The 21,621-nt window shown below is 64.6% G+C and carries 19 protein-coding genes and 1 pseudogene; 14 read left to right on the top strand and 6 right to left on the bottom strand.

The annotated features are described in order from the left end of the window. Positions 1-381 precede the first annotated feature (381 nt). Positions 382-1,512, top strand: a complete 1,131-nt coding sequence (locus tag DVS29_RS20875; protein ID WP_118182383.1) for a glycosyltransferase family 9 protein — start codon at positions 382-384, stop codon at positions 1,510-1,512. Then, a complete protein-coding gene (locus DVS29_RS20880; RefSeq protein WP_118182384.1) occupies positions 1,509-2,756 on the top strand; it encodes an O-antigen ligase family protein in 1,248 nt (415 codons plus the stop codon). The genes DVS29_RS20875 and DVS29_RS20880 overlap by 4 nt, the downstream gene beginning before the upstream one ends. A 75-nt stretch (positions 2,757-2,831) precedes the next feature. On the opposite strand, the gene DVS29_RS20885 is transcribed toward DVS29_RS20880, so the two are convergent. Next, on the bottom strand, positions 2,832-3,089 hold the full coding sequence (locus tag DVS29_RS20885) for a hypothetical protein (RefSeq protein WP_240655713.1): 258 nt from the start codon (positions 3,087-3,089) through the stop codon (positions 2,832-2,834). Positions 3,090-3,284: 195 nt separating this feature from the next. Beyond that, a complete protein-coding gene (locus DVS29_RS20890) occupies positions 3,285-4,931 on the bottom strand; it encodes a methyl-accepting chemotaxis protein (protein WP_118182386.1) in 1,647 nt (548 codons plus the stop codon). 355 nt (positions 4,932-5,286) lie between these two features. On the opposite strand from DVS29_RS20890, the gene DVS29_RS20895 reads away from it, so the two are divergent. Both DVS29_RS20895 and cysC read left to right on the top strand, forming a co-directional pair. After that, on the top strand, positions 5,287-6,390 hold the full coding sequence (locus tag DVS29_RS20895; protein ID WP_118182387.1) for an MraY family glycosyltransferase: 1,104 nt from the start codon (positions 5,287-5,289) through the stop codon (positions 6,388-6,390). Between the two features lie 160 nt (positions 6,391-6,550). After that, positions 6,551-7,114 carry an adenylyl-sulfate kinase gene (gene cysC / locus DVS29_RS20900; protein WP_118182388.1) on the top strand — a complete coding sequence of 188 codons (564 nt, stop codon included), beginning with the start codon at positions 6,551-6,553 and terminating at the stop codon, positions 7,112-7,114. Positions 7,115-7,148: 34 nt separating this feature from the next. On the opposite strand, the gene DVS29_RS20905 is transcribed toward cysC, so the two are convergent. Genes DVS29_RS20905 through DVS29_RS20920 form a run of 4 tightly spaced genes read right to left on the bottom strand, consistent with a single transcriptional unit; the run spans position 7,149 to position 11,903 of the window. Continuing rightward, positions 7,149-9,032: a polysaccharide biosynthesis protein gene (locus DVS29_RS20905; protein WP_118182389.1), complete on the bottom strand. Its 1,884-nt coding sequence runs from the start codon at positions 9,030-9,032 to the stop codon at positions 7,149-7,151. Positions 9,033-9,045: 13 nt separating this feature from the next. Next, positions 9,046-10,077, bottom strand: a complete 1,032-nt coding sequence (locus DVS29_RS20910) for an MraY family glycosyltransferase (RefSeq protein WP_118182390.1) — start codon at positions 10,075-10,077, stop codon at positions 9,046-9,048. A gap of 18 nt (positions 10,078-10,095) precedes the next feature. After that, a complete protein-coding gene (locus DVS29_RS20915; protein WP_118182391.1) occupies positions 10,096-11,061 on the bottom strand; it encodes an NAD-dependent epimerase/dehydratase family protein in 966 nt (321 codons plus the stop codon). Next, positions 11,058-11,903 carry a glycosyltransferase family 2 protein gene (locus DVS29_RS20920; RefSeq protein ID WP_118182392.1) on the bottom strand — a complete coding sequence of 282 codons (846 nt, stop codon included), beginning with the start codon at positions 11,901-11,903 and terminating at the stop codon, positions 11,058-11,060. Before DVS29_RS20920 ends, DVS29_RS20915 begins: the two co-directional genes overlap by 4 nt. 339 nt (positions 11,904-12,242) lie before the next feature. On the opposite strand from DVS29_RS20920, the gene DVS29_RS20925 reads away from it, so the two are divergent. The 10 genes and pseudogenes from DVS29_RS20925 (at position 12,243) to DVS29_RS20970 (ending at position 21,543) form a co-directional block, all read left to right on the top strand. Further along, a complete protein-coding gene (locus tag DVS29_RS20925) occupies positions 12,243-13,667 on the top strand; it encodes a UbiA family prenyltransferase (protein ID WP_118182393.1) in 1,425 nt (474 codons plus the stop codon). Between the two features lie 3 nt (positions 13,668-13,670). Beyond that, positions 13,671-14,987, top strand: coding sequence for an FAD-binding oxidoreductase (locus DVS29_RS20930; RefSeq protein WP_118182394.1), 1,317 nt, complete (start codon positions 13,671-13,673; stop codon positions 14,985-14,987). Next, positions 14,984-15,724: an SDR family oxidoreductase gene (locus DVS29_RS20935; protein ID WP_118182395.1), complete on the top strand. Its 741-nt coding sequence runs from the start codon at positions 14,984-14,986 to the stop codon at positions 15,722-15,724. Before DVS29_RS20930 ends, DVS29_RS20935 begins: the two co-directional genes overlap by 4 nt. Positions 15,725-15,735: 11 nt before the next feature. Further along, complete coding sequence (locus DVS29_RS20940) at positions 15,736-17,451, top strand: hypothetical protein (protein ID WP_118182396.1); 1,716 nt, start codon at positions 15,736-15,738, stop codon at positions 17,449-17,451. Between the two features lie 107 nt (positions 17,452-17,558). Next, a complete protein-coding gene (locus tag DVS29_RS20945; RefSeq protein ID WP_118182397.1) occupies positions 17,559-18,497 on the top strand; it encodes an NAD-dependent epimerase/dehydratase family protein in 939 nt (312 codons plus the stop codon). Positions 18,498-18,510: 13 nt separating this feature from the next. Next, the gene (locus tag DVS29_RS20950; RefSeq protein WP_118182398.1) at positions 18,511-19,794 is read left to right on the top strand and encodes an NAD(P)/FAD-dependent oxidoreductase; all 1,284 of its coding nucleotides are present in this window, start codon (positions 18,511-18,513) and stop codon (positions 19,792-19,794) included. Further along, positions 19,791-20,216: a GtrA family protein gene (locus DVS29_RS20955; protein ID WP_118182399.1), complete on the top strand. Its 426-nt coding sequence runs from the start codon at positions 19,791-19,793 to the stop codon at positions 20,214-20,216. The genes DVS29_RS20950 and DVS29_RS20955 overlap by 4 nt, the downstream gene beginning before the upstream one ends. A 318-nt stretch (positions 20,217-20,534) precedes the next feature. After that, positions 20,535-20,836: pseudogene (locus DVS29_RS20960) on the top strand (IS3 family transposase); the annotation flags it as partial. Positions 20,837-20,966: 130 nt separating this feature from the next. Then, positions 20,967-21,329 carry a hypothetical protein gene (locus DVS29_RS36945; RefSeq protein ID WP_124800672.1) on the top strand — a complete coding sequence of 121 codons (363 nt, stop codon included), beginning with the start codon at positions 20,967-20,969 and terminating at the stop codon, positions 21,327-21,329. A 22-nt stretch (positions 21,330-21,351) separates the two neighbouring features. Continuing rightward, positions 21,352-21,543 (top strand): hypothetical protein, encoded by a 192-nt coding sequence (locus tag DVS29_RS20970; RefSeq protein WP_118182401.1) that lies wholly within the window; start codon positions 21,352-21,354, stop codon positions 21,541-21,543. Positions 21,544-21,621: the final 78 nt, after the last annotated feature.

The raw sequence follows: 21,621 nt of genomic DNA on the forward strand, positions 1-21,621 counted from the left end.
CTTCCATCTGGCCGGAAACGTCCACCGGCATGCTTTCCGATGGAAACTTCCGCAAGAAATCGCAAGCATGCGGCCCCGTATGAATACCCCGTACTGGCGGGCGGAGCGGGGCCGCATGGTATACTTTTTTGACTCCCGTCTGACAAGATCGACCAAACCGCCGCCGTCGCGAACCGCGAATCCGGCCCGCTGTGCGGCGTACCGTTCCGGTACCCGCGTGCGCAGGGCCCCGCCTTCGTGCGGCGTCACCTGCGGCCATAGAGCCCGGGCGCCGATGCCGACACGAATGAACTCGCTGAAGACCCTGCTTACAGAAGCGGCGCTGCGCCGCGACCCGGCGCTTAGCCCACGCGTCAGCGAACCAGTCGGCCTGTCTATCCAATGAGCCGCCTCTCCGGGCGTATCCGTGTGATATCGCGGGCCCTGCCTCGGCTTGCGCTCAAACCGCTGCGCCGGTCGCCGGCGCAGATGCGGCGCATCCTGATCGCACACAACCTGCTGCTGGGCGATACGCTGCTGCTCACCCCGCTGATCGCGAAGCTGCGCGCGCAATACCCGGACGCGCACATCGCGCTCACCTGTCCGAAGCCGATCGTGCCGCTGTACGCGGGCCGGCCGTTCGGCGTCGAGGCGCTGCCGTTCGACCCGCGCGACCTCGCGACCGTGCTCGGCGTGCTGCGCTCGGGGCCGTACGATCTCGGCATCGTCGCGGGCGACAACCGGCACAGCTGGCTCGCGCTCGCCGCGAACTGCCGCTGGATCGTCGCCCATGAACACGACGTGCCGGCGTGGAAAAACTGGCCCGTGAACGCAGCCATTCCGTATCCGGCCACGCCTGCCGCATGGGCCGATCTCGCGACGGAACTGGTGCCCGGGCCGGCGCCGCGGCGCTATCGCCCGGACGACTGGCCCGCGCCGTCCCACGCCGCGCTGCCCGATGTCGCGCTGCTCGAGCGGCCGTACGTCGTGCTGCATCCGGGCGCGAGCACGACCGTCAAGCGTTGGCCCGTCGCGCGCTGGCGCGAACTCGCGCAGTTCGTGGCCGCGCGCGGCTACACGCCCGTGTGGAGCGGCGGACCGGGCGAAGACAAGCTGATCCGCACGATCGATCCGGACCCTGCGCATCCGAATCTGGCCGGCAAGCTGGGGCTCGGGGAGCTGTGGCATCTGTTTGCCGGCGCGCGGGCGGTGGTGTGCCCCGATACCGGCGTCGCACACCTCGCGCGGCTGATCGGCGTGCCGGCCGTCGCGCTGTTCGGACCGGGCAACGCATCGATTCACGGGGCGGGCGAATACTGGCGCGACGTCCCGTTCACGCCGGTGACGATTGCGGACATGCCATGTCGCGACGAGCCGTTCATTTTCCGGCGCAAGGTCGAATGGGTGCGACGCTGCGACCGCAACGACAGGACCTGCGTCGCATGGCGTGGCGATCACGCGGACTGCATGGACCGCCTGAGCGTCGCAGCCGTCAGCGGCGCACTGCATAACGTACTGGTGGAAGTTCAATGACAATGGCGCGAGTGGAGCGCGTGCTGTGGGTTGCCTGTCCGGCCATCCTCTTTATCGTGATGTTCGGGCACATGACGGCCCTCGAATTCAACGCGCTCGGGCTGCTCGCGCTCGGCACGCTCGCGGCCGCATGTTCGCGTGAGCGCCCGTCCATGCAGCGCTGGCCGCTCGCCCTGCCGATCGGTGCCTGGGCGCTGTGGGCCGCGTGCGCGGTCGGATGGTCGGCATTCCCGACTATCAGCCTGCATGCGTGGTTCGACGAAATGCTGTATCCGCTCGTCGCGTTCTGGGGCTTCTGGCTGGTCGGCTCGCGCGCCGAACGTCCGCAGCGCATCGTGTTCTTCAACTGGCTCGGCTGCCTGCTGCTGGCGGTGATCAGCCTGCGCAACTGGGGGCATCTGCAGCCGCCCACCGCGGATACAGGCCTGCTGCACTTCTACAATCGCGTCGGCCATACGAGCTCGCTCGCGGTGTTCGCGATGCCGCTTTTCAGCGGCCTGATGCTGCGTCCGCGCTGGAGAACGGTGGGCGTGACGGGCCTCGTGCTGTGCCTGTTCATCGGCCTCGCAACGCTCAACCGCTTCTTCTGGCCCGCCGCGGGTATCACGCTGCTGGTGGCGCTGTTCCCGCTCTACCGCCGTCACATCATGCTCGCCGTGCTGGCGATCGCGCTGGTGGGCGCGGCAGGCATCGGCACGCTCGAAGTCAGCGCGCGGCTGCGTTATGGACACAACATGCCGCCGCCGACCGCGCAGGACTTCAAGATCGGCGGTCATCAGATCTACGTGCCGAAGGCGCTGGCCGGTATCGGCGACACGCTGTCGTCGGACACGCGGCCGAAAGTGTGGGCGTTCTATCGCGCGGCCGGCGCACAGCACGCGTGGCGCGGCGTGGGCTTCGGCAAGCCGCTGCCCGGCATGGCCTACCGCGCGGAGATGCCGGCGTCGCTGCTGCAGCTGGAGCCGCAGGCGCCAACCCACGCGCATAACCTGTTCCTCAACACCTGGCTGCAGACCGGCTTCATCGGGCTCGCGCTGCAAACGATGCTGCTGCTCGCGCTCGTCGCGCGCTTCTGGCGTCTGCGGAAGATGGAACCGTGGGTGTGCGCGGCCGGTATCGCGCTGGTGGCCGGCATGATCACGAAGAACACGACCGACGACTTCATGTGGCAGACCACGATACTCGCGTTCTGGTCGTTCGCGGGGCTGCTGCTAGGGAGTGGAGAACGACTCGCGGGACGGTAGCCCGCGAACCGCGACGGCCGCGGGCTACCGCGCTGAACGGCCTCGGCGAGAATCCGGGGGCCGCGCACCCATCACTCACACGCAATCGAACTCTACGGTGACCGACTGGCTGGTCACGCCCCACACCCCGTCGGTATGTACCGAGATCACGTGCAGGCGCTGCTGCGTGCGGTCGCAATAAGCGGCCGCGTGTTTCAGGCCGAGACGCCGAACGTGATTCCAGGACACGAGCGATATGCGCGCACGGCTCGTCACGATCAGGTGTCCATCGTCGCGGGTCTCGACGTTCGAGATCGCCGTGCAGGCCGCCAGGCCGCATAGGCTCGCCAACATGATGCTTCGCTTCATTGCCCCCCCGGCTGTGTCGGGGCATTGTGCTGGCTGATCCCGCACACTGGCAATAGGGAAATCGTAATCTTGCGCCGCCTGTCGTGGCGGCCGCCGCGCCGAACGGCCACCCAAAGCGAAACAGGACGATCGCCCGCCCTGTTCCTTGCAGCATCTTTCACGCCGTTCGGCGCGTGTGGTTTATACCGTCTGCAACGGCGTCAGGTCCGCGAGAACCGGCTCGGCGGCACGCACCGATGCCCGCTCACCCGATGCGGACGCGCCCGCCGAACGGCCGTGACCGTCGACCTGGAACACCGCGACCGCGTCGTGCAGCACTTCGGTCTGCTCTTCGAGCGACTTCGCGGCGGCGGCCGCCTCCTCGACAAGCGCGACATTGTTCTGCGTCACTTCGTCGATCTGCGAGATCGCCTGATTGACCTGCTCGATGCCCGAGCTCTGCTCCGCAGCGGCAGACTCGATCTCGGCCATGATGCGCGTCATCCGCTCGACGGCCTGCATCGCGTCGCTCATCGTCTTGCCGGCCTGCTGCACGAGCGAGGCGCCCTGCTCGACCTGCGCTGCCGAATCGCCGATCAGTTCCTTGATCTCCTTCGCGGCCGTGCCCGAGCGCTGCGCGAGACTGCGCACTTCCGACGCGACCACCGCGAAACCGCGGCCCTGTTCGCCCGCGCGAGCGGCTTCGACCGCGGCGTTCAGCGCGAGGATGTTGGTCTGGAACGCGATGCCTTCGATGATGCCGGTGATGTCCTTCACCTTGCGCGACGATTCGGTGATGCCGTCCATCGTATCGACCACACGCTCGACCACTTCGCCGCCGCGCACGACCGTCTGCAGCGCGCCCTGCGCGAGCCGGTTCGCTTCCCTCGCGTTGTCCTCGTTCTGCTTCACGGTGGACGAAAGCTGCTCGATGCTTGCCGCGGTGCGCTCCAGCGCGGCCGCCTGCTGCTCGGTGCGGCGCGACAGGTCCAGGTTGCCCGCGGCGATTTCCTTCACGCCGTGCGCGATCGCGCCGCTGCTGCCGCGCACCTTCGACACGGTGTCGGACAGCCCGTCGCGCATCTGGCGCAGCGCGACGATCAGCTGCCCCATTTCGCTGCGCGAGCCGTCGCCGACGGCGATCGTCAGGTCGCCTGCTGCGATGCTCTGGAAATGCTCGACCATCCGGTTGACCGGGCGCACGATCGCGGCCGCCAGACCCGCGCGCGCGACGAGACCCACGACGATCGCGATCACGCCGATCGCAACGAACAGCAGCGTCACGAAATGGAAGCGCGCGTTCACGGCGGCCGTCGCCTGCTGCTCGCTGTCGCCCTGCACTTTTTCAAGCGCATCGATCGCCTTTGCATAGGCGGCGTAGTAGGTGTTCGCCGTCTCGCCCTGGATCGTGCGGAAAGTGTTGAAGTCGTTGTCGTTGAGCGCCTTGAACTCGGGCTCGATCGCCTGATCGACGAGCGCTGCGCGCGCCTGCGCGACGGCCTGGGCGAGACGCTTCTCGTCGTCGTTCGCGAACGGGCCGGCGAGGTAATGCTGGAAGTCGCCGTTCGAATCGACCAGCACCTTGTGCGCGTTGGGCAGCAGGTCGTCGGTCTGCTTGCCGACGCTGAAGAGCGTCTCGTAGCTGCCGAGCGCGAGGCGGACCTGCAGCAGTTTTTCCGAGCTGGTCTTGAGCGTCGACATGCCGATCGAGCTGCGTTGCGTGTCGACCAGACTTTCGCTTGCCAGCTTGATGGCCCCGTAGCCAATCACGATCACTGTCAATAACAGGCCGACGAACGCGCAGATCGTCAGGGTCAGCCGGGTGCGGATACTTATATTGTTGAACATTGGCAGTTCCGTAGTGCAGTTGGTCGCCGGTTTGGCTTCCCACTTCCGGGTTACGGCAGCATGACGCGCGCGATGGATAGGGGAATTCCATGAGTCATGGCGGCAACGCCGGCCAATGACCCACTATCTGGACGCGATCCGGCGCTGATTCGCCGTTGTTTACCTTGCGGACTAAACATTCCGCGCGACCCGTTTGCGAGGGGTTGCGAGCAATTCGCAGCGACGGTCATCGCATGGCACAACCACAGCGTTAACCGGTCAGCGCACCATCAGCGCGACCCGCAGGCGGCCCTGGTGGCCTGTCGTTTCGTTTGTATAATCTGGCGTTTTGCCTTTCCGCCCCGGCCTCTTTTTCATGCTCAGTTTCGCGCTCGGCTTCATCGTCTCCTTGCTGATCACGCTGCTGATCGTGCGTTATGCGCATCTGCATGAAAAATTCTCGACCGACACCGACCTCGGCGGCGTGCAGAAATTCCACGCGCGCCCCGTGCCGCGCATCGGCGGGACCGGCATCCTGATCGGGCTCGTCGCGGGCGCGCTGGAACTGCATCGCGCCTATCCGGCGGTATCGGGCGGCATCGTCGCGCTGACCGCGTGCGGACTGCCCGCGTTCGGCTCGGGCCTCGTCGAAGACCTCACGAAGCGCGTGTCGCCGCTCGCGCGGCTCGTCTGCACGATGGCCGCCGCGGCCCTCGCCTACTTTCTGCTCGACATCGCGGTGACGCGCATCAGCGTGCCGCCGCTCGACTTCCTGCTGTCGTATGCGGCGGTCTCCTGCGCGGTGACGGTGCTCGCGGTGGCCGCGCTCGCCAACGCGATCAACATCATCGACGGCTTCAACGGCCTCGCGTCGATGGTCGCGTTCATGATGTTCGCGTCGCTCGCGTACGTCGCGTTCGAGGTGTCGGACCCGATCGTGCTGTCCGCGTCGCTGATCATGATGGGCGCGGTGATGGGCTTCTTCATCTGGAACTTCCCGGCGGGCCTGATCTTTCTCGGCGACGGCGGCGCGTACTTCATCGGCTTCATGCTCGCCGAACTGTCGATCATGCTGGTGATGCGCAACCGGGACGTGTCGGCGTGGTATCCGGTGCTGCTCTTCATGTACCCGATCTTCGAGACCTGCTTCTCGATCTACCGCAAGAAGTTCATCCGCGGCATGTCGCCGGGCATTCCGGATGGCGTGCACCTGCACATGCTGGTGTACAAGCGGCTGATGCGCTGGGCGGTCGGCAACCGCACCGCGCGCGAGCTGACGCGGCGCAATTCGCTTACCTCGCCTTATCTGTGGCTGCTGTGTCTGATCGCCGTCGTCCCGGCCACGCTTTTCTGGCGCCACACGCTGCATCTGTTCTGCTTCGTCGTGGTGTTCGCGCTCACTTACGTGTGGCTCTACGTCAGCATCGTGCGCTTCAAGGCGCCGCGCTGGATGGTGGTGAGAAAGCATCGGCGCTCGTGAGCGCTGGTCAGTCCCGCAAGGCAGTGTGACCAGCCGTTGCAGCGCGCGCAAGAGCGCGGAAAAAGCGTTGCGGACGCAATGATCCGTAAAATACGGTGACACTTTTACGGATCGCAAACGTTAAACTACAGTTCCGTAATCTGCATTCGGAACCCCGCCAATGAACGCCAGAAACAGTATTTGGGAAACTGCGACTCCGGTCGTCTGGATGACCGGGCTTTCCGGCGCGGGCAAGACGACGATTGCGAATGCGATGGTGGCCGAACTGCGCGGCGCGAGCCGCAACGCCATCGTCCTGGATGGCGACACGCTCCGCGAGGGGCTCTGCTCTGACCTCGGCTTCTCCGATGAGGATCGCATCGAAAACGTGCGCAGGCTCGCACATGTCGCGAGGCTGTTCCAGTGTGAAGGCTATACGGTGGTTGTGGCCACGATCTCCCCGCTCGAACAGCAGCGCGAGCTGGCCCGCACGATCGTCGGGCCGGCGTTTCTCGAAGTGTTCATCGCAACGCCGCTCGCTACCTGCCAGCAGCGCGATCCGAAGGGCATGTATGCAAAGGCGCGTAACGGGCAACTGCCGGGTTTTACCGGCGTATCGGCGGAATATCAGACGCCGGTCGAACCGGATCTGACCATCGACACGTCGAACCGCGCGGTGAGCGACTGCGTGGATATCCTGATCGAAGCCGCTTTGGCAACGCGCAGCCAGTCGGCTGCGGCCTGAGCGCTCAGCGCGTCACGCCAGACGCTTCCGCGCGTCAGGAAATCCTGGCCGAAGACGCTGCCGCAACGCTCTTCAACGCCGGCGCGAGTGCCGGCTGATACTCGGGCACCCAGCGGCGGAGGTCCCGCCGCACTTCATCGTCGCCGGGCACGCGGTGCTGCATCAGCCACGGCAGTAACTCATCCAGCAGGTTATCCGGCACCCCGCGCGCCTGCGCGATGCGCAGCTTCGGATGCGGCGTACGGCTCGTCGTTTCCTCGTCGGCAAGCAGTTCTTCGTAGAGCTTCTCGCCCGGCCGCAGACCCGTGAAGACGATGCGGATCTGTTCTTCGGTGAAGCCGTAGAGGCGGATCAGGTCGCGTGCCAGATCGACGATACGTACCGGCTGGCCCATGTCGAGAATGAAGATCTCCCCGCCATGCCCCATGCTTGATGCCTGCAGCACGAGCTGCGACGCCTCCGGGATCGTCATGAAGAAGCGCGTTATCTCGGGGTGGGTGACCGTCACCGGGCCGCCCTTCGCGATCTGCTGCTGAAACTTTGGAATCACGCTGCCGGCGCTGCCAAGCACGTTGCCAAAGCGAACCGTCTCGAACTGCGTCGTGGTGCTGGTCTGCTGCAACGCCGAGCAGGCCATCTCGGCGAGCCGCTTGCTCGCGCCCATCACGTTGGTCGGATTGACGGCCTTGTCGGTGGAGATCAGCACGAAGTGCTTCACCTGATGGCGGATTGCCGCGCGCGCGACGCGATAGGTGCCGAGCACGTTGTTGCGCACGGCCTGCCACGCGTTCTGCTCTTCCATCAGCGGCACGTGCTTGTACGCCGCCGCGTGAAACAGGATGTGCGGGGTATGCCGCGACAGCACCTGGTCGAGCAGCAGCGAATCTTTCGCATCGCCAATCACCGGCACGACCGACGTACCCGGGAAGCGCTCATGCAGTTCTTCGGTCAGGCGATACATCGCGTACTCGGACAGGTCGTACGCGACGAGCTGCGCAGGTTCGAAACGCAGGATCTGCCGACAGAGTTCGGAGCCGATCGAGCCGCCCGCGCCCGTCACCATCACGACGCGATTGCGCAGCAGCGCTTCGACGTGCGGTGTGTCGATCTTCACCGGCTCGCGGCCGAGCAGGTCTTCGAGATCGATGTGGCGTACGCGCGAGAGGAACGCCTGGCCCTGCGTGATTTCGGTCAGCGCTGGCAGCACCAAGGCCTTGACGCCGGCGCGCACGCAGAGCGTGGCCACACGACGTTGCGTCTCCACCGAGGCTGACGGGATTGCGATGATCGCGTACTCCGTCTTCAGCGACTCCGCGAGACGCGGCAGGTCGCTGATCGGGCCCAACACCTTGTAGCCGTAGATTTCGCGGCCCTGCTTTGCGGGATCGTCGTCGAGCAGGCCGACGAGCCGCCATTCGCTGGAACGTGACAGCTCGCGCGCGAGGTTCGCGCCGGCCGTCCCCGCGCCGAGCACGATCATCGGTTTGCCCTGGGCAACAAGACCACCGTATAGATAGAACTCCTTCGTTGCGCGATACAGCGCGCGCGAGCCGCCCATTGCGAGGAACAGCAGCAGCGGCGACACGATCAGCACCGAACGCGGCACGATCGGGATCGGCTGCACCATCGCGGAAGCGACCATCGCGACGAGCGCGCCGGACACGATCGACTTCGAAATGCGCATGAGATCGGGCAGGCTCGCGAACACCCACATGCCGCGATACAGCCCGAAGATGCGGAAACTGACGCCGTAGATCGGCAGCACCCACGTGAGAGAATGGATCGCGCCGCGCCAGAACTCGGGCGGCACCATCCCGTTGAAGCGGATGATGTACGCGGTGAGCCAGGCGCCCGCGACTGCGCAGAGGTCGAACAGGAACGCGCTGAACGAAAGATAGGTCGCTTTGGATTTAAACATTGGGCGCGATACTTCAAGATTGACCAGACAGCGTCGACTGAAAACGACGCCAGCGCAGATCCACGAGCGCGCCCAGGCCGCACAACACGCCGAGCCAGGCGATCACGACGCACCACTGCACGGAAACCGGCAGCCCCAGCGCAGCAACAGCAAGCATCATACCCACAGCCATTACCGCATACCAGACCAGCGCCGTACCGGCATGGCCGATGCCCAAGCGCACCATCCGCTGATAGTAGTGCTCGCGATGCGCCTGCCAGAACTTCTCGCCGCGCAGAAGACGCCGCGCGAGCGTGATCGACGCATCCGTAATGAATGGCGCGAACGTCAGCGCGGGAAACCAGATGGGCCAGGCGTCGGCGCGCCATCCCCAGTAGCCGAGCGCGCCCGCGAGAAAACCGAGCGAGATCGAGCCGGCGTCGCCGAGGAACACGCGCGCAGGATGAAAGTTGAAGCACAGAAAACCCAGCGCCGCCCCCGCGACCGCCGCCGATGCGACCGCAAGCTCGGGTTGCGGATGCACGCTGATGAGCGCCGCGATCGCGTAGCCGCCGAAGCCGAACAGCGCCATGCCGCCCGCGAGTCCGTCCGCGCCGTCCATGAAGTTGTAGAGGTTCACGAGCCAGATCATCAGGAAGGCCAGGATTGCAAGCAACCACCACGGCGCGGGCGCCGGGAACAGCGCGACGAACCCGACGGTCGCGACGAGGTGCGCGAGAAAGCGCGCGCGCGCGGACAGGCCCCGCCGGTCGTCGACCTGGGACACCACTGCAAGAAAGACGACCGCCAGCGCCGCCATTCGCAAGCCCGGCGTCAGCACGGACATCGCAAGCGCCGCGGCCGGCACGACGCCCCAGCCGCCCACCCGGGGCGTGGGCCGCACGTGCAGCGAACGATCGTTCGGGATATCCGTCGCGAGCCGCCATGCGAGGCCGGTCCGCAGCAGCACGAACAGGACAAGCGCGCTCACGCAGCCCGCGCAGATCGCGGTTGCGAGAACAAGGCCCAAGGATCCCGGCCCATGCATGAAAGCTTCAAACGACATCAGCGATCTCTGACTCCATCAATGCGTCGACCGATACCAGCGAGCCGTTGCGGCGAGCCCATCGTCCACCGGATACGGCGGACGCCAGCCGAGCACGGACCCGATGCGGTTGCCGTCCACCCGCAGGTTGCTGATCAGCCGCTCGATCTGCGCGGTGCGGCCGGTGAGCCGCCCTGCCGCGCGCAGCCACGCCTGCGGCACCGGCAGCAGACGCGCCGGGCGCTCCAGGTGCGCCGCGAGCGAGCGTGTCAGCTGCACGACAGTCAGGTCGTCGGCGTCGCAGACGTGGAAACATTGTCGCGCCGCGCGCGGATCGGTCGCACATCGGACCAGCGCATCGGCCAGATTGCCCACGTAGACGAGGCTGCGGCGCGCATCGACCGACGCAAGCGGGAGCGGCACGCCTTTCCATACCGCATCCATTAAACGCAGGAAGTTCGCGCGAACCGTCGGTCCGTAGACGAGCGGCGGCCGCACGATCACGATTTCCATGCCGGACTCGACGCCATAGCGCGTTAGCGCCTCTTCGGCGGCGAGCTTCGAGCGGCCGTATGCATCCTCCGGCGCCGGCGCGTCGCTTTCACGCACCGCGCGACCGGCGTCGGTCTCGGCCACCGCCTTGATACTGCTCACGAACACGAAGCGGCGCGCGCCCCGCTCCGCCGCCGCCCGCGCGATCCGCAGCGTGCCGTCGACATTGGTGGCGCGAAACGCGGCGTCGGCATGACGCGCATCCGCGTCCATCACGTGGACGCGCGCCGCGAGATGCACGACACATTCTGGAGCGAGCGCGGCCGGCCACGTGTCGGCCACGCCGGCGAAATCGGCGCTGCGGTCGACCCATTCGTCGATGCCCCCAACATCGGTCGCGCAGCCGTTCGCACGCCGTACGAGTCCGGTGACGCGATGCCCATCCGCGAGCAGCCGCTCGCACGTCGCCCGCCCGACGAAGCCGTTCGCGCCCGTCACCAGCACCGTGCTCATAGCCACTTCCAGCCGAAACGGTTGAAGAACCGGTACGCCGACGACACGAACATGCGGATATGCGCCCCGCCCTTGCGCGCCGCGCCGCCACCGTGATGCAGCACGCGTACCACCGGCGCATAGACGACGCGCGTCACGTCGTGCGCGCGCAGACTCAGATCGTAGTCCTCGAAATAGAGGAAGTAGCGCGCATCGAAGCCGGCCAATTCTTTCAGCACCTTCGTGCGGAACAGCATGAAGCAGCCGCTGACGATCGGCGGATCCCAGACCGTGTCGCGGTCGTTGATCACGTCGCGCATCTCGTAGCCGGCCAGGCGTTTTGCGAACAGCCCGCGCAGACGCGCCGGCAGGAAGCCGCGCACGAACAGGTCGACGAGCGTCGGATAGCGGCGGCACAGGTATTGCAGCTGCCCGGCATCGTCGCCGATGCGCGGCGTGAGGAGGCCGGCTTCCGGATGCGCGCCGAAGAATTCGAGCGCGTTGACGAGCGACTGCGAGTCCAGTTCGACGTCGGGGTTCAGCACCAGATGAAACGAGCCTGCCGAGCGTTCGATCGCGAGGTTGTGACCGCGACCGTAGCCTACGTTGCCATGCCCGCGGATGACTTCGCAGGTGACCCCATACGCGCGCAACAGGGCGAGCGACGGCTCGATGTCAGGCAGACCGCCATTGTCGACGAGCAGCACCAAAAGCGCGAACGCAGGTCGCGCAGCACGAAGTGCCTCGCATGCGTTGGCGACGCTTTCAAGCGTACTTCGCAGTAGTGGGAGGTCCGGCCGATAAACGACAACGGATACCGAAAGGCCCTCGATCTCGGAACGCGGCTCGCGTGTGAAAGTCATGTGGTGGAAACGCCGTGTCTTATGGACGACACTTGATCGTTACAGGCCGCAGTAGCTCGGAAGTGTGCTGAAGTTTCGGGGTTTCGGCAAGCTGCTTTGCCTTTTGTTACCGCCCATATAGCACAAAGTGACGGATTGGCGCCTGCCAAAGACTGGGAAAGTGCAGAAAATCAAACACTTCCGCCCACTTGGGTTGTGCTGGCCGGCAGGTAATAGTAAAGTAGCGCCGCCATGCCGGCCGCCGGGAAAAATTCGCTCCAAACCCGGCCGGACAGGCCTCCAGCCGCGACGCAAGACCTTTCCATTTACATCCTGTTACGCGCCCTCAGGGCTGACTGAATGCGCAGTAAACCACTCGTTGTCGACCTCGATGGCACGCTGATTCGCTCGGACGTTCTGATCGAATCGGGATTCGCCTTCATCAAATCCGCACCGCACCGGTTTTACGAGCCGTTGCTGTGGCTCGTGCGCAAAGGCAAAGCCGGACTGAAGGCGCATCTCGCCGACCGGACCAACGTCGACGTCACGGTGCTGCCGTACGACGACACGGTGCTCGACTGGCTCAAGCAGGAGCGCGAAAGCGGCCGTTCGCTCGTTCTCGCGACCGCGAGTCACGAGCGCTATGCCGAGGCCATCTCGCAGCATCTCGGCATTTTCGACCGCACCTTCGCGACGGATGGCGAGACCAATCTGTCGTCGCATCGCAAACGCGACCGGCTTGTCGCCGAATACGGCGAAAAGGGCTTCGATTACGCGGGCAATTCGCACGACGATATCGCGGTCTGGCAATCGGCCGAACGCGCTTATGTGGTCAATCCGTCGCCGGGCGTCGAGCGTGCCGCGCGCAAACAGGGCAACGTCGAGCGCGTGATCGAATCGCGCCCGCCCACCTTGAAGACGTGGGCGCGTTCGTTGCGGCTGCACCAGTGGCTAAAGAACCTGCTGATCTTCGTGCCGCTGCTGGCCGCGCACGAAGTGTCGCGCGCGCCGCTGCTGTTCGCGGCGATCCTCGCGTTCTTCTCGTTCGGCCTGTGCGCGTCGAGCGTATACCTGCTGAACGACCTGCTCGATCTCGAAGACGACCGGCATCATCCGGTGAAGCGCAAGCGTCCGCTCGCGTCCGGCGCGCTGCCGATTCCGTGGGGGCTCGCGCTCTTTCCTGTACTGCTTGGCGCCGCTATCGCGATCGCGTGGTCGTCGCTACCGCCACGCTTCGCCGCCGTGCTGTTCGGCTATTACCTGCTGACGCTTGCGTATTCGCTGTTCCTGAAGAAGCAGGTGATGGTGGACGTGGTCGTGCTGGCCATGCTCTACACTACGCGCATCATCGCCGGCACCGCGGCGATCGGCGGCCATCTGACGTTCTGGCTGCTCGCGTTCTCGATGTTCATCTTCCTGAGCCTAGCACTCGTGAAGCGGTACGCGGAACTGTATTCGCTGCAGTCGCGCGGGCTCGTGAAGACGCGCGGCCGCGGCTACATGTCGAGCGACCTCTCGCTGATCTCGTCGCTCGGCACCTCGTCGGGCTATCTCGCGGTGCTGGTGCTCGCGCTGTACATTCAGGACGCGCGCACTGCCGGGCTCTATCGCCATCCTCAGATCATCTGGCTCGCGTGCCCGCTGCTGCTCTACTGGGTCAGCCGCACGTGGATCATCGCGCACCGCGGGCGGATGCACGACGACCCGATCGTGTTCGCAGCGCGCGACCGCATCAGCCTCGTGATCGTTGCGCTGTGCGGGCTCGTGTTCTGGGCGGCGATCTGACCGATGGGCACGGTGCGTTCCTGGGGGCGTTATCCCGCTTTTCCGCAAGAAGCGCATCCGGTCGCGTGGCGCGATAGCGCGCGCGCCGCATGGACCGACGCGGTCGGCGAGCGCGGCACGATGCTGCCGTTCGGCAACGGCCGCAGCTATGGCGACAGTTGCCTCGCCGCCTCCGGCCACGTCCTGCAAACGCTGCCGCTCGACCGGCTGATCGCGGCCGACTGGAAGAGCGGCGTGCTGCGCGCCGAGCCCGGCGTCACGCTTGAACAGATTCTCGAGGTCGCGATTCCGCGCGGCTGGATGCTGCCCGTCACGCCCGGCACGAAGTACGCGACGCTAGGCGGCGCAATCGCGAACGACGTGCACGGCAAAAACCATCACGTACGCGGCACGTTCGGCCGGTACGTGCGCCGCTTCGCGCTCGCGCGCAGCGACGGCAGCGTGAGCGAATGCGCGCCGGAAGAACACGCCGAACTGTTCGCGGCCACCGTCGGCGGACTGGGGCTCACGGGGCTCATCCTGTGGGCCGAGATCCAGCTGATGCCGATCCGCTCAAGCATGATCGACGTCACCAACATCCGCTTCGCTAATCTCGACGAATTCTTCGCGCTGTCGGAGCGGCTCGATCCGCTGCACGAATATGGCGTGGCCTGGGTCGACTGCCTGGCGCGCGGCGCCACGCTCGGGCGCGGCATCTACATGATCGGCGACCATGCGGACAGCGGCCCGCTCGAAGCGGATCGCCGCAAGAAGCGCACGGTGCCGTTCACGCTGCCCGTGCCGATCTTCAACCCGCTGACGCTGCGGGCATTCAACGAGCTGTTCTACCGCAAGCAGATGTCCGACGAAGCGAAGTCCACGGTCGGTTACGACCAGTACTTCTATCCGCTCGACAGCCTGCTCGAATGGAACCGCATCTACGGGCGCGCGGGCTTCCAGCAGTATCAGTGCGTGGTGCCGGCCGCGGTGTCCCGCGATGCGATCCATGCGATCCTCGCCGCGATCGCGAAGAGCGGCACCGGCTCGTTCCTCGCGGTGCTGAAGCGTTGCGGCGACCTGCCTTCGCCGGGGCTGCTGTCGTTCCCGCTCGACGGCACATCGCTCGCGCTCGACTTTCCGCAACGCGATGCGCTCAACGAGCGGCTCTTCACCGAGCTGGACGCGATCGTCCGCGAAGCGCAAGGGCGCATCTATCCGGCCAAGGACGCCCACATGTCCGGTGCGGATTTCCGCGCGGCCTACCCGCAGTGGCAACAACTCGAGTCGCTTCGCGACCCCGCGATCCTGTCGCGCTTCTGGGAACGGACTACCCGCATATGAAAAACATCCTGATCGTCGGAGCCACGTCCGCCATCGCCCATGCCTGTGCGCGCCAGTGGGCGCAACAAGGCGCACGCTTTTTCCTCGTCGCGCGCAACAGCGAACGCCTGCAGCAGATCGCCGACGACCTCGCCGCGCGCGGCGCCCCGCTCGCGGCAACGTTCCGGCTCGACATCGACGATCTCGCGCAGCACGCCACCATGCTCGAACGGTGCGCAGCCGAACTCGGCGCGCCCGACATCGTGCTGGTCGCACCCGGCACGCTGCCCGACCAGGCGGCCTGCCAGGCCGACGCAACGGTTGCGGTGCGCGAATTCGCGACCAACGCGGTATCGGTCATCGCACTGCTGACGCCGATCGCGAATCTGCTCGAAGCGCAGAAGCAAGGCGTGCTGGCCGTGATCTCGTCGGTGGCCGGAGATCGCGGCCGCCCGTCGAACTATCTGTACGGCAGCGCGAAGGCCGCGCTGTCCGCGTTCTGCGAAGGTCTGCGCGCGCGCCTGTTCAAGGCGGGCGTGCATCTCGTGACGATCAAGCCAGGCTTCGTCGCCACGCCGATGACGGCCGGCCTGCCCTTGCCGGGGCCGCTCGTCGCGACAGCGGACAAGGTTGCAAGCGATATCGTGAAGGCGGTCGAGAAGCGCAAGGACGTACTGTACACGCCGTGGTTCTGGTCGCTGATCATGCTGATCATCCGGTCCGTGCCGCAGTTCCTGTTCAAGCGCGCATCGCTGTGAGGGCCGCAGCATTGACGACTCGCGGTGGCCGCTTCCTGAACTGGCTGATCTTCCTGCTCGGCATCGCCACGCTGCTGAGCACGCTCTACTCCGTCCAGCAGCACTTCTCCCCCGTTCCGTACGCCGACTCGTGGGACGGCACGATCGCCTTCTACACGCGCGCACTGCAGTCGCCGTGGCGGGCCTTCTTCGAACAGCACAACGAGCACCGGCTAGTGTTCTCGCGCCTGATCTTTTACGCGGACGTGCGCTACTTCGGCGGCCGCAACGTGCTGTCGCTGATCGCCAATCTGGTGCTCGCTGGTGTGCTTGCGCTCGCCTTCATCCGCATCGCGCTGCACTACGGCGTCGCGAGCAACTGGGGCTCGCCCCTAGGCCTGATCGGCGGAGTGATGATCTTCCTGTTTTCGTGGATGCAGCGCGAAAACTTCACTTGGGGCTTCCAGAGCCAGTGGTACGCGGTCTATCTGTTCGCGCTGCTGGCGTTCTATGCACTGCAGCTGTGTGCTGAAGCGCTGCACCACGGCGATTCGGCGCGCGAGCGCAACTGGTACGTCGCGATGGTGGCGGCGGCCACGGCCGCGGCCGGCTCGATGGCGAGCGGCCTGCTGGTGTGGCCGGTGCTGGTGGTCACCGCGATCTACCTGCGGTTGCGCTGGCGTGCGGTCGTGCTCCTCGCTGTGCTGAGCGCCGCGATCTGGGTCGCCTACTTCTACACGTGGCATTCGCCCGGCAATACCGGCAGTCCGATCGCGGGCCTGCGCGACCATCCGGTCGCGATGCTGAAATACGCGGTCTTCTATCTCGGTGCGCCAGCTGACTACACGCGTCTCGGGCCGCTCGGCGCCGCAGTTTGCGGTGCGATCTTCGTAGCCGCGCTGGCGGCAGCACTGCTGCACGCCGTTGCGCGCCGCAACCGGCTGCCGCTCGCGACCGCGTTGCTGGTGTTCTCGGCCTTCGTCGCAGGCAACGCGCTGCTCACAGCAAGCGGCCGCCTCGTGATGGGCATGGATACTGCCTTCTCGTCACGCTACACCACCGCGTCGCTGACGGGTTGGCTCGCGCTGCTGCTGTACATCGGCATCAACTGTCCGACCGGCCGCGGCTCGCGGCGCACGCTCGGCGTCACGCTGATCGCGCTGCTGATCGTGGTGTCTTTTCAACGCGAGGCGTTCCGGGCGGACCGCCAGACGCGCTATGAGCGCAACGTCGCTGGCCTTGCGCTGCGCGCGCATGTGTACGACTTCGCGATGACACGCTCGGTCTATCCGTCGATCGACGGCCTGCGGCACGAAGCCCAACTGGGCGAAGCGGCGAAAATCTCGATCTTCGCGCCGAACCAGCCCGACTATCCGGTGTTGCCGGCGCAGATCGAACCGACGGTGACCTGCGTCGGCGCGCTGGACCACGTGTTCAAGACTCCGACGCCGGGCATCTACCGCGCGCAAGGCTGGATCTACGACCCGACAACGCGCAGCGTGCCGGAGAACATCGCGCTCACCGACGCAACTGGCAAGCCAATCGGCAGCGGCGTGACCGGCGCCAATCGCGGCGATGTCAGCAAGGTGGTCGGCAAGCGAGCGAAATTCTCCGGCTGGACGGCGTTGCTGTCGGCGCCTGGCCACGGCGACATCCGCATCGTCGGCATCGTCGCGCCAAGCGATTACTGCGCGGTCGCACAGCTGGTGCCGGCCGCCGTGCTCGACAGCGCGGCCCCATCGGACTGACGCGCGGCCGAACGCACCTCGAGCGCCTTCGGCAGCATGTAAAATGTCATGTTTTGCAGCATTTTGGCGGTCGATTTTCACTGGCCTCCTCTTCAACGAGTGAACGCATGAACAACACCCGCATCATCCTGCCCGGCGGCGCCGGCCTCGTTGGCCAGAATCTCGTCGCACGGCTGAAGGCGCGCGGCTATAACAACCTGGTCATACTGGACAAGCGCCAGTCGAATCTCGACGTGCTGCACAGTGTGCATCCCGACGTCACGGCAATCCACGCGGACCTCGCGAAACCCGGCGACTGGAGCCAGCATTTCGAAGGTGCCGACGTCGTCGTCATGCTGCAGGCGCAGATCGGCGCACCGACGCTCGAACCGTTCATCCGCAACAACATCACGTCGACCCGTCACGTGCTCGACGCGATCAAGCGCTACGCGATTCCCTATACCGTGCACATCAGCTCGTCAGTGGTGAATTCGGTTGCGAAAGACTTCTATACGGACACGAAGCGCGAGCAGGAAGAGATCGTGCTCGCATCGGGCATCGAATGCTCAGTGCTGCGCCCGACGCTGATGTTCGGCTGGTTCGACCGCAAGCACCTGGGCTGGCTGTCGCGTTTCATGCAGCGCGTGCCGGTGTTCCCGATTCCCGGCAGTGGCAAGTACATGCGTCAACCGCTCTACGTCGGCGACTTCTGCAACGTGATCATCAGCTGCATCGAATCGCGCATCAAGGGCAAGCCGTACAACATCTCCGGCCTCGAACGGGTCGACTACATCGACATCATCCGGCAGATCAAGCGCGCAACGAACGCGAAGTGCGCGATCGTGCGCATTCCGTACGGCCTCTTCTACGTGCTGCTGAAAATCTACGCGCTGTTCGACCGCAATCCGCCGTTCACGGCGGACCAGCTGAAGGCGCTGACGGCCGGCGACGAGTTCGAGGTGATCGACTGGGAAGGCATCTTCGGGATTCGCGCCACGCCGTTCGCGAGGGCGATGGACGAAACGTTCAATGATCCGACCTACAGCCAAATCGCACTCGAATTCTGACGGGACCATTTTCATGAGTACAGACCGCATCGCCGTACTTGGCGCGGGGCCGATGGGGCTCGGCGCCGCCTATCAACTGGTCAAGGACGGCCGCAAGCCGATCATCTTCGAGGCAGACGACCGGGTCGGCGGGATGGCCGCGTGCTTCGACTTCGGTGGCATGTCAATCGAGCGCTATTATCACTTCCACGCCATCTCGGACGATGCGTTCCTGCAGGTGCTGCGCGAACTCGGCCTCGAAGGCAAGATGAACTGGCGCGAGACGAAGATGGGCTACTTCTATCAGAACCGCGTGCAGGCGTGGGGCAACCCGATCGCGCTGCTGAAGTTCAAGGGCCTCAGTTTCGCCGCAAAATTCCGCTACGGTCTGCACGCGTTCCTGTCGACGAAGCGCAACGACTGGAAGCCGCTCGACCATGTCGAGGCGACCGGCTGGATCCGCCGCTGGATCGGCGAGGAAGCGTGGGAAGTGCTGTGGCGCAGGCTCTTCGACTACAAGTTCTACGATCACGCGTACAACCTGTCGGCGGCGTGGATCTGGAGCCGCATCCACCGCATCGGCCGCTCGCGCTACAACATCTTCCATGAAAAGCTCGGCTATCTCGACGGCGGGTCGGAAACGCTGCTTGAAGGCATGCGTCGCTATATCGAGGCGAACGGCGGCGAGTTCCGGCTCGGCACGCCGGCGCAGAAGGTCGTGATCGAAAATGGCAAAGTGACGGGTATCGAAGCCGGCGGCGAATTCCTGCCGTTCGACAAGGTGATCAGCACGATCCCGCTGCCGTATGTGCCGCGCGTGATGCCGGACCTTCCTTCCGACGTGCTGAACGCCTTCCGGCAGACAAAGAACATCGCGGTGGTCTGCATCATCGCAAAGCTGAAGAAGCCGGTCACCGAAAATTTCTGGCTGAACACGAACGATCCGGACATGGATATTCCCGGCATCGTCGAGTACACGAACCTGCGGCCGATGGATCATCACGTCGTCTACGTGCCGTTCTACGTGCCCGGCGAGCATCCGAAATACGCCGAGCCGGACTCGGTGTTCATCGACAAGGTGAAGCGCTATCTGATGAAGATCAATCCGGAGCTGACGCTCAACGACTTCATCGACGTCCGCGCCAGCCGCTACCGTTTCGCGCAGCCGATCTGCGAACCCGGGTACCTCGACCGGCTGCCACCGATCAAGCTGCCGGTGGAAGGCCTGCTGGTAGCAGACACCTCCTACTACTACCCGGAAGATCGCGGCATCTCCGAGAGTATCGGTCTGTCGCGAAAGATGGCGAGGATGTTATGACACGCGCGCACACGATCCAGAAGCAGTCCTTCATATCGCGACAGCTGTTCCTGTTTCTGCTGACGGGTGGCTTCGCCGCCGGCGTGAACTGGGGCAGCCGGATCGTCTACAACCTGTGGATGCCCTTTTCGGCGGCGATTATCGTCGCGTACATCACCGGAATGATCACCGCGTTCATCCTCGCGAAGCTGTTTGTGTTCACCGAGAGCAAGCAGTCCACGCACCGGTCGATCTTCTTCTTCACGCTAGTCAACTTCGTGGCCGTCGCGCAAACGTGGGCAGTCAGCGTCGGGCTCGCGGATTATGTGTTTCCGCGCATTGGCGTGATCAATCATGCACGCGATATCGCGCACCTGTTCGGTGTGGCGATTCCGGTCTTTACGAGTTACATCGGGCACAAGAAGCTGAGCTTTAGGCACTAAAAGTGAAGGCTCGCGGCTGACGCGAGTCGACCAATTGCAATAATTGACCCTGGGCCGAACGGCGCCATCTTTCCATAGATTGCAACCATACTCTCGACGGGTCGCGCGCCTACGGACCACTGACGCCCGACCCAAAATAGATTGACGGCAAAAATACATCAACGAGACACCAAAGGCCGAACGTCGCATCAGACGATTGCGGAAGGGTCGGGGCTTATTGGCATGACCTCTGGAATTCCCCACCAACCCTCGGAATGAGCGTGGATTCGGAGATTCACCAACGTACGATCAGCGTGCAATAATTTGCTTCGCTTGCAGCGGAGACGGCCCACAGAACCGGTTAAGTATTGCAGCGGACTGTTCCAGGACACGCTCAAGGCTTACGGCATGCGTTCGTCGATGAGCCGACGCGGCGATTGTTGGGATGCGCCGACCGAAAGCCTGCGGGGTTCGCTGAAGGTCGCACGACTGCACGGTCGGCACTTCGTGCCGCGATGGATAAAATCGTCGACTGGCCTGGTTTCTACAATGCCCGCCGACTGCATTCGACATTGCACTACGTCAGCCCCATGACGTTCGAAAAGAATTGGGCCGCCGCTCAGCGCGGGCAAGCGGCCTGATAAATTCAACTATGGGATTCGTGGAACAGGGGCAAGGTCACGGTGCTAAGCAGGTTTCGCTCGAACTGGCAAACCTTATCAGAGCATTCGTTGCCGATGGGTTTGTCGTGCTGCAAGGAGCAACTGACCTGTGCAAGTTAGACGCGTTCAGGCACAAATCGACCGTTCGTTCCGGAAAGGCAATCCCAGACTGATTTATCAACAGCACGGTTCTCGAGAAACTCGACCGCTCAACGAGCCCGTTGACCGTCTGGGTACACGCGTTGTGGACTGCTACGGTGCGATCGAAGAGGCTCTGGACCTGTTCTCGTCGCCCCGGCTGATTGAATTTCTGAATACAATTTTCGAAGAAGTACCACGCCTCTTTCAGCGCTTGAGCTTCGACCAGGACTCTCAGCAAGGGCCGCATCAGGACACAGCGTACGTGGTCGTTGATCGCCCGATTGAACTGGCCGCATGCTGGATTGTGTCAAGGAGGGATCAGGTGAACTGATGATGCGCCCGGCAGTCACCGCTTGCCGGATTCGCCGTTTGGTGGCAACCGCAAGCACTTCGACGCGGATGTCGATGGCGGAGACGTCCACGACCAATGGTCCGACCGGCTGCGCGGCTTTGCCGCCAGCAGCGAACGGGGCGTCGAACGCTTCCTCGCGAAGAAGGGAGATATTCTTGTGTGGCATGCAGACCTCCGGCGCGCGTCAAGGTAGTTGCCACCTCATTCATGCAGCCAAAGGCTGTTTATCTGCTTTGCGCGCCACCGTGGCGACAACCGAGTCGCGTTCCGG

It is taken from the genome of Paraburkholderia phosphatilytica, from assembly GCF_003443895.1.
GTDB lineage: Bacteria > Pseudomonadota > Gammaproteobacteria > Burkholderiales > Burkholderiaceae > Paraburkholderia > Paraburkholderia phosphatilytica.

Bases quoted from the DNA above. Each gene is read 5' to 3' on its own strand.
- DVS29_RS20945 (WP_118182397.1), top strand. From the start codon at position 17,559: ATGAACAACACCCGCATCATCCTGCCCGGCGGCGCCGGCCTCGTTGGC.
- DVS29_RS20880 (WP_118182384.1), top strand. From the start codon at position 1,509: ATGACAATGGCGCGAGTGGAGCGCGTGCTGTGGGTTGCCTGTCCGGCC.
- DVS29_RS20920 (WP_118182392.1), bottom strand. From the start codon at position 11,903: ATGACTTTCACACGCGAGCCGCGTTCCGAGATCGAGGGCCTTTCGGTA.
- DVS29_RS20935 (WP_118182395.1), top strand. From the start codon at position 14,984: ATGAAAAACATCCTGATCGTCGGAGCCACGTCCGCCATCGCCCATGCC.
- DVS29_RS20955 (WP_118182399.1), top strand. From the start codon at position 19,791: ATGACACGCGCGCACACGATCCAGAAGCAGTCCTTCATATCGCGACAG.
- DVS29_RS20895 (WP_118182387.1), top strand. From the start codon at position 5,287: ATGCTCAGTTTCGCGCTCGGCTTCATCGTCTCCTTGCTGATCACGCTG.
- cysC (WP_118182388.1), top strand. From the start codon at position 6,551: ATGAACGCCAGAAACAGTATTTGGGAAACTGCGACTCCGGTCGTCTGG.
- DVS29_RS20905 (WP_118182389.1), bottom strand. From the start codon at position 9,032: ATGTTTAAATCCAAAGCGACCTATCTTTCGTTCAGCGCGTTCCTGTTC.
- DVS29_RS20925 (WP_118182393.1), top strand. From the start codon at position 12,243: ATGCGCAGTAAACCACTCGTTGTCGACCTCGATGGCACGCTGATTCGC.
- DVS29_RS20930 (WP_118182394.1), top strand. From the start codon at position 13,671: ATGGGCACGGTGCGTTCCTGGGGGCGTTATCCCGCTTTTCCGCAAGAA.
- DVS29_RS20890 (WP_118182386.1), bottom strand. From the start codon at position 4,931: ATGTTCAACAATATAAGTATCCGCACCCGGCTGACCCTGACGATCTGC.
- DVS29_RS20950 (WP_118182398.1), top strand. From the start codon at position 18,511: ATGAGTACAGACCGCATCGCCGTACTTGGCGCGGGGCCGATGGGGCTC.
- DVS29_RS20915 (WP_118182391.1), bottom strand. From the start codon at position 11,061: ATGAGCACGGTGCTGGTGACGGGCGCGAACGGCTTCGTCGGGCGGGCG.
- DVS29_RS20875 (WP_118182383.1), top strand. From the start codon at position 382: ATGAGCCGCCTCTCCGGGCGTATCCGTGTGATATCGCGGGCCCTGCCT.
- DVS29_RS20885 (WP_240655713.1), bottom strand. From the start codon at position 3,089: ATGTTGGCGAGCCTATGCGGCCTGGCGGCCTGCACGGCGATCTCGAAC.
- DVS29_RS20910 (WP_118182390.1), bottom strand. From the start codon at position 10,077: ATGTCGTTTGAAGCTTTCATGCATGGGCCGGGATCCTTGGGCCTTGTT.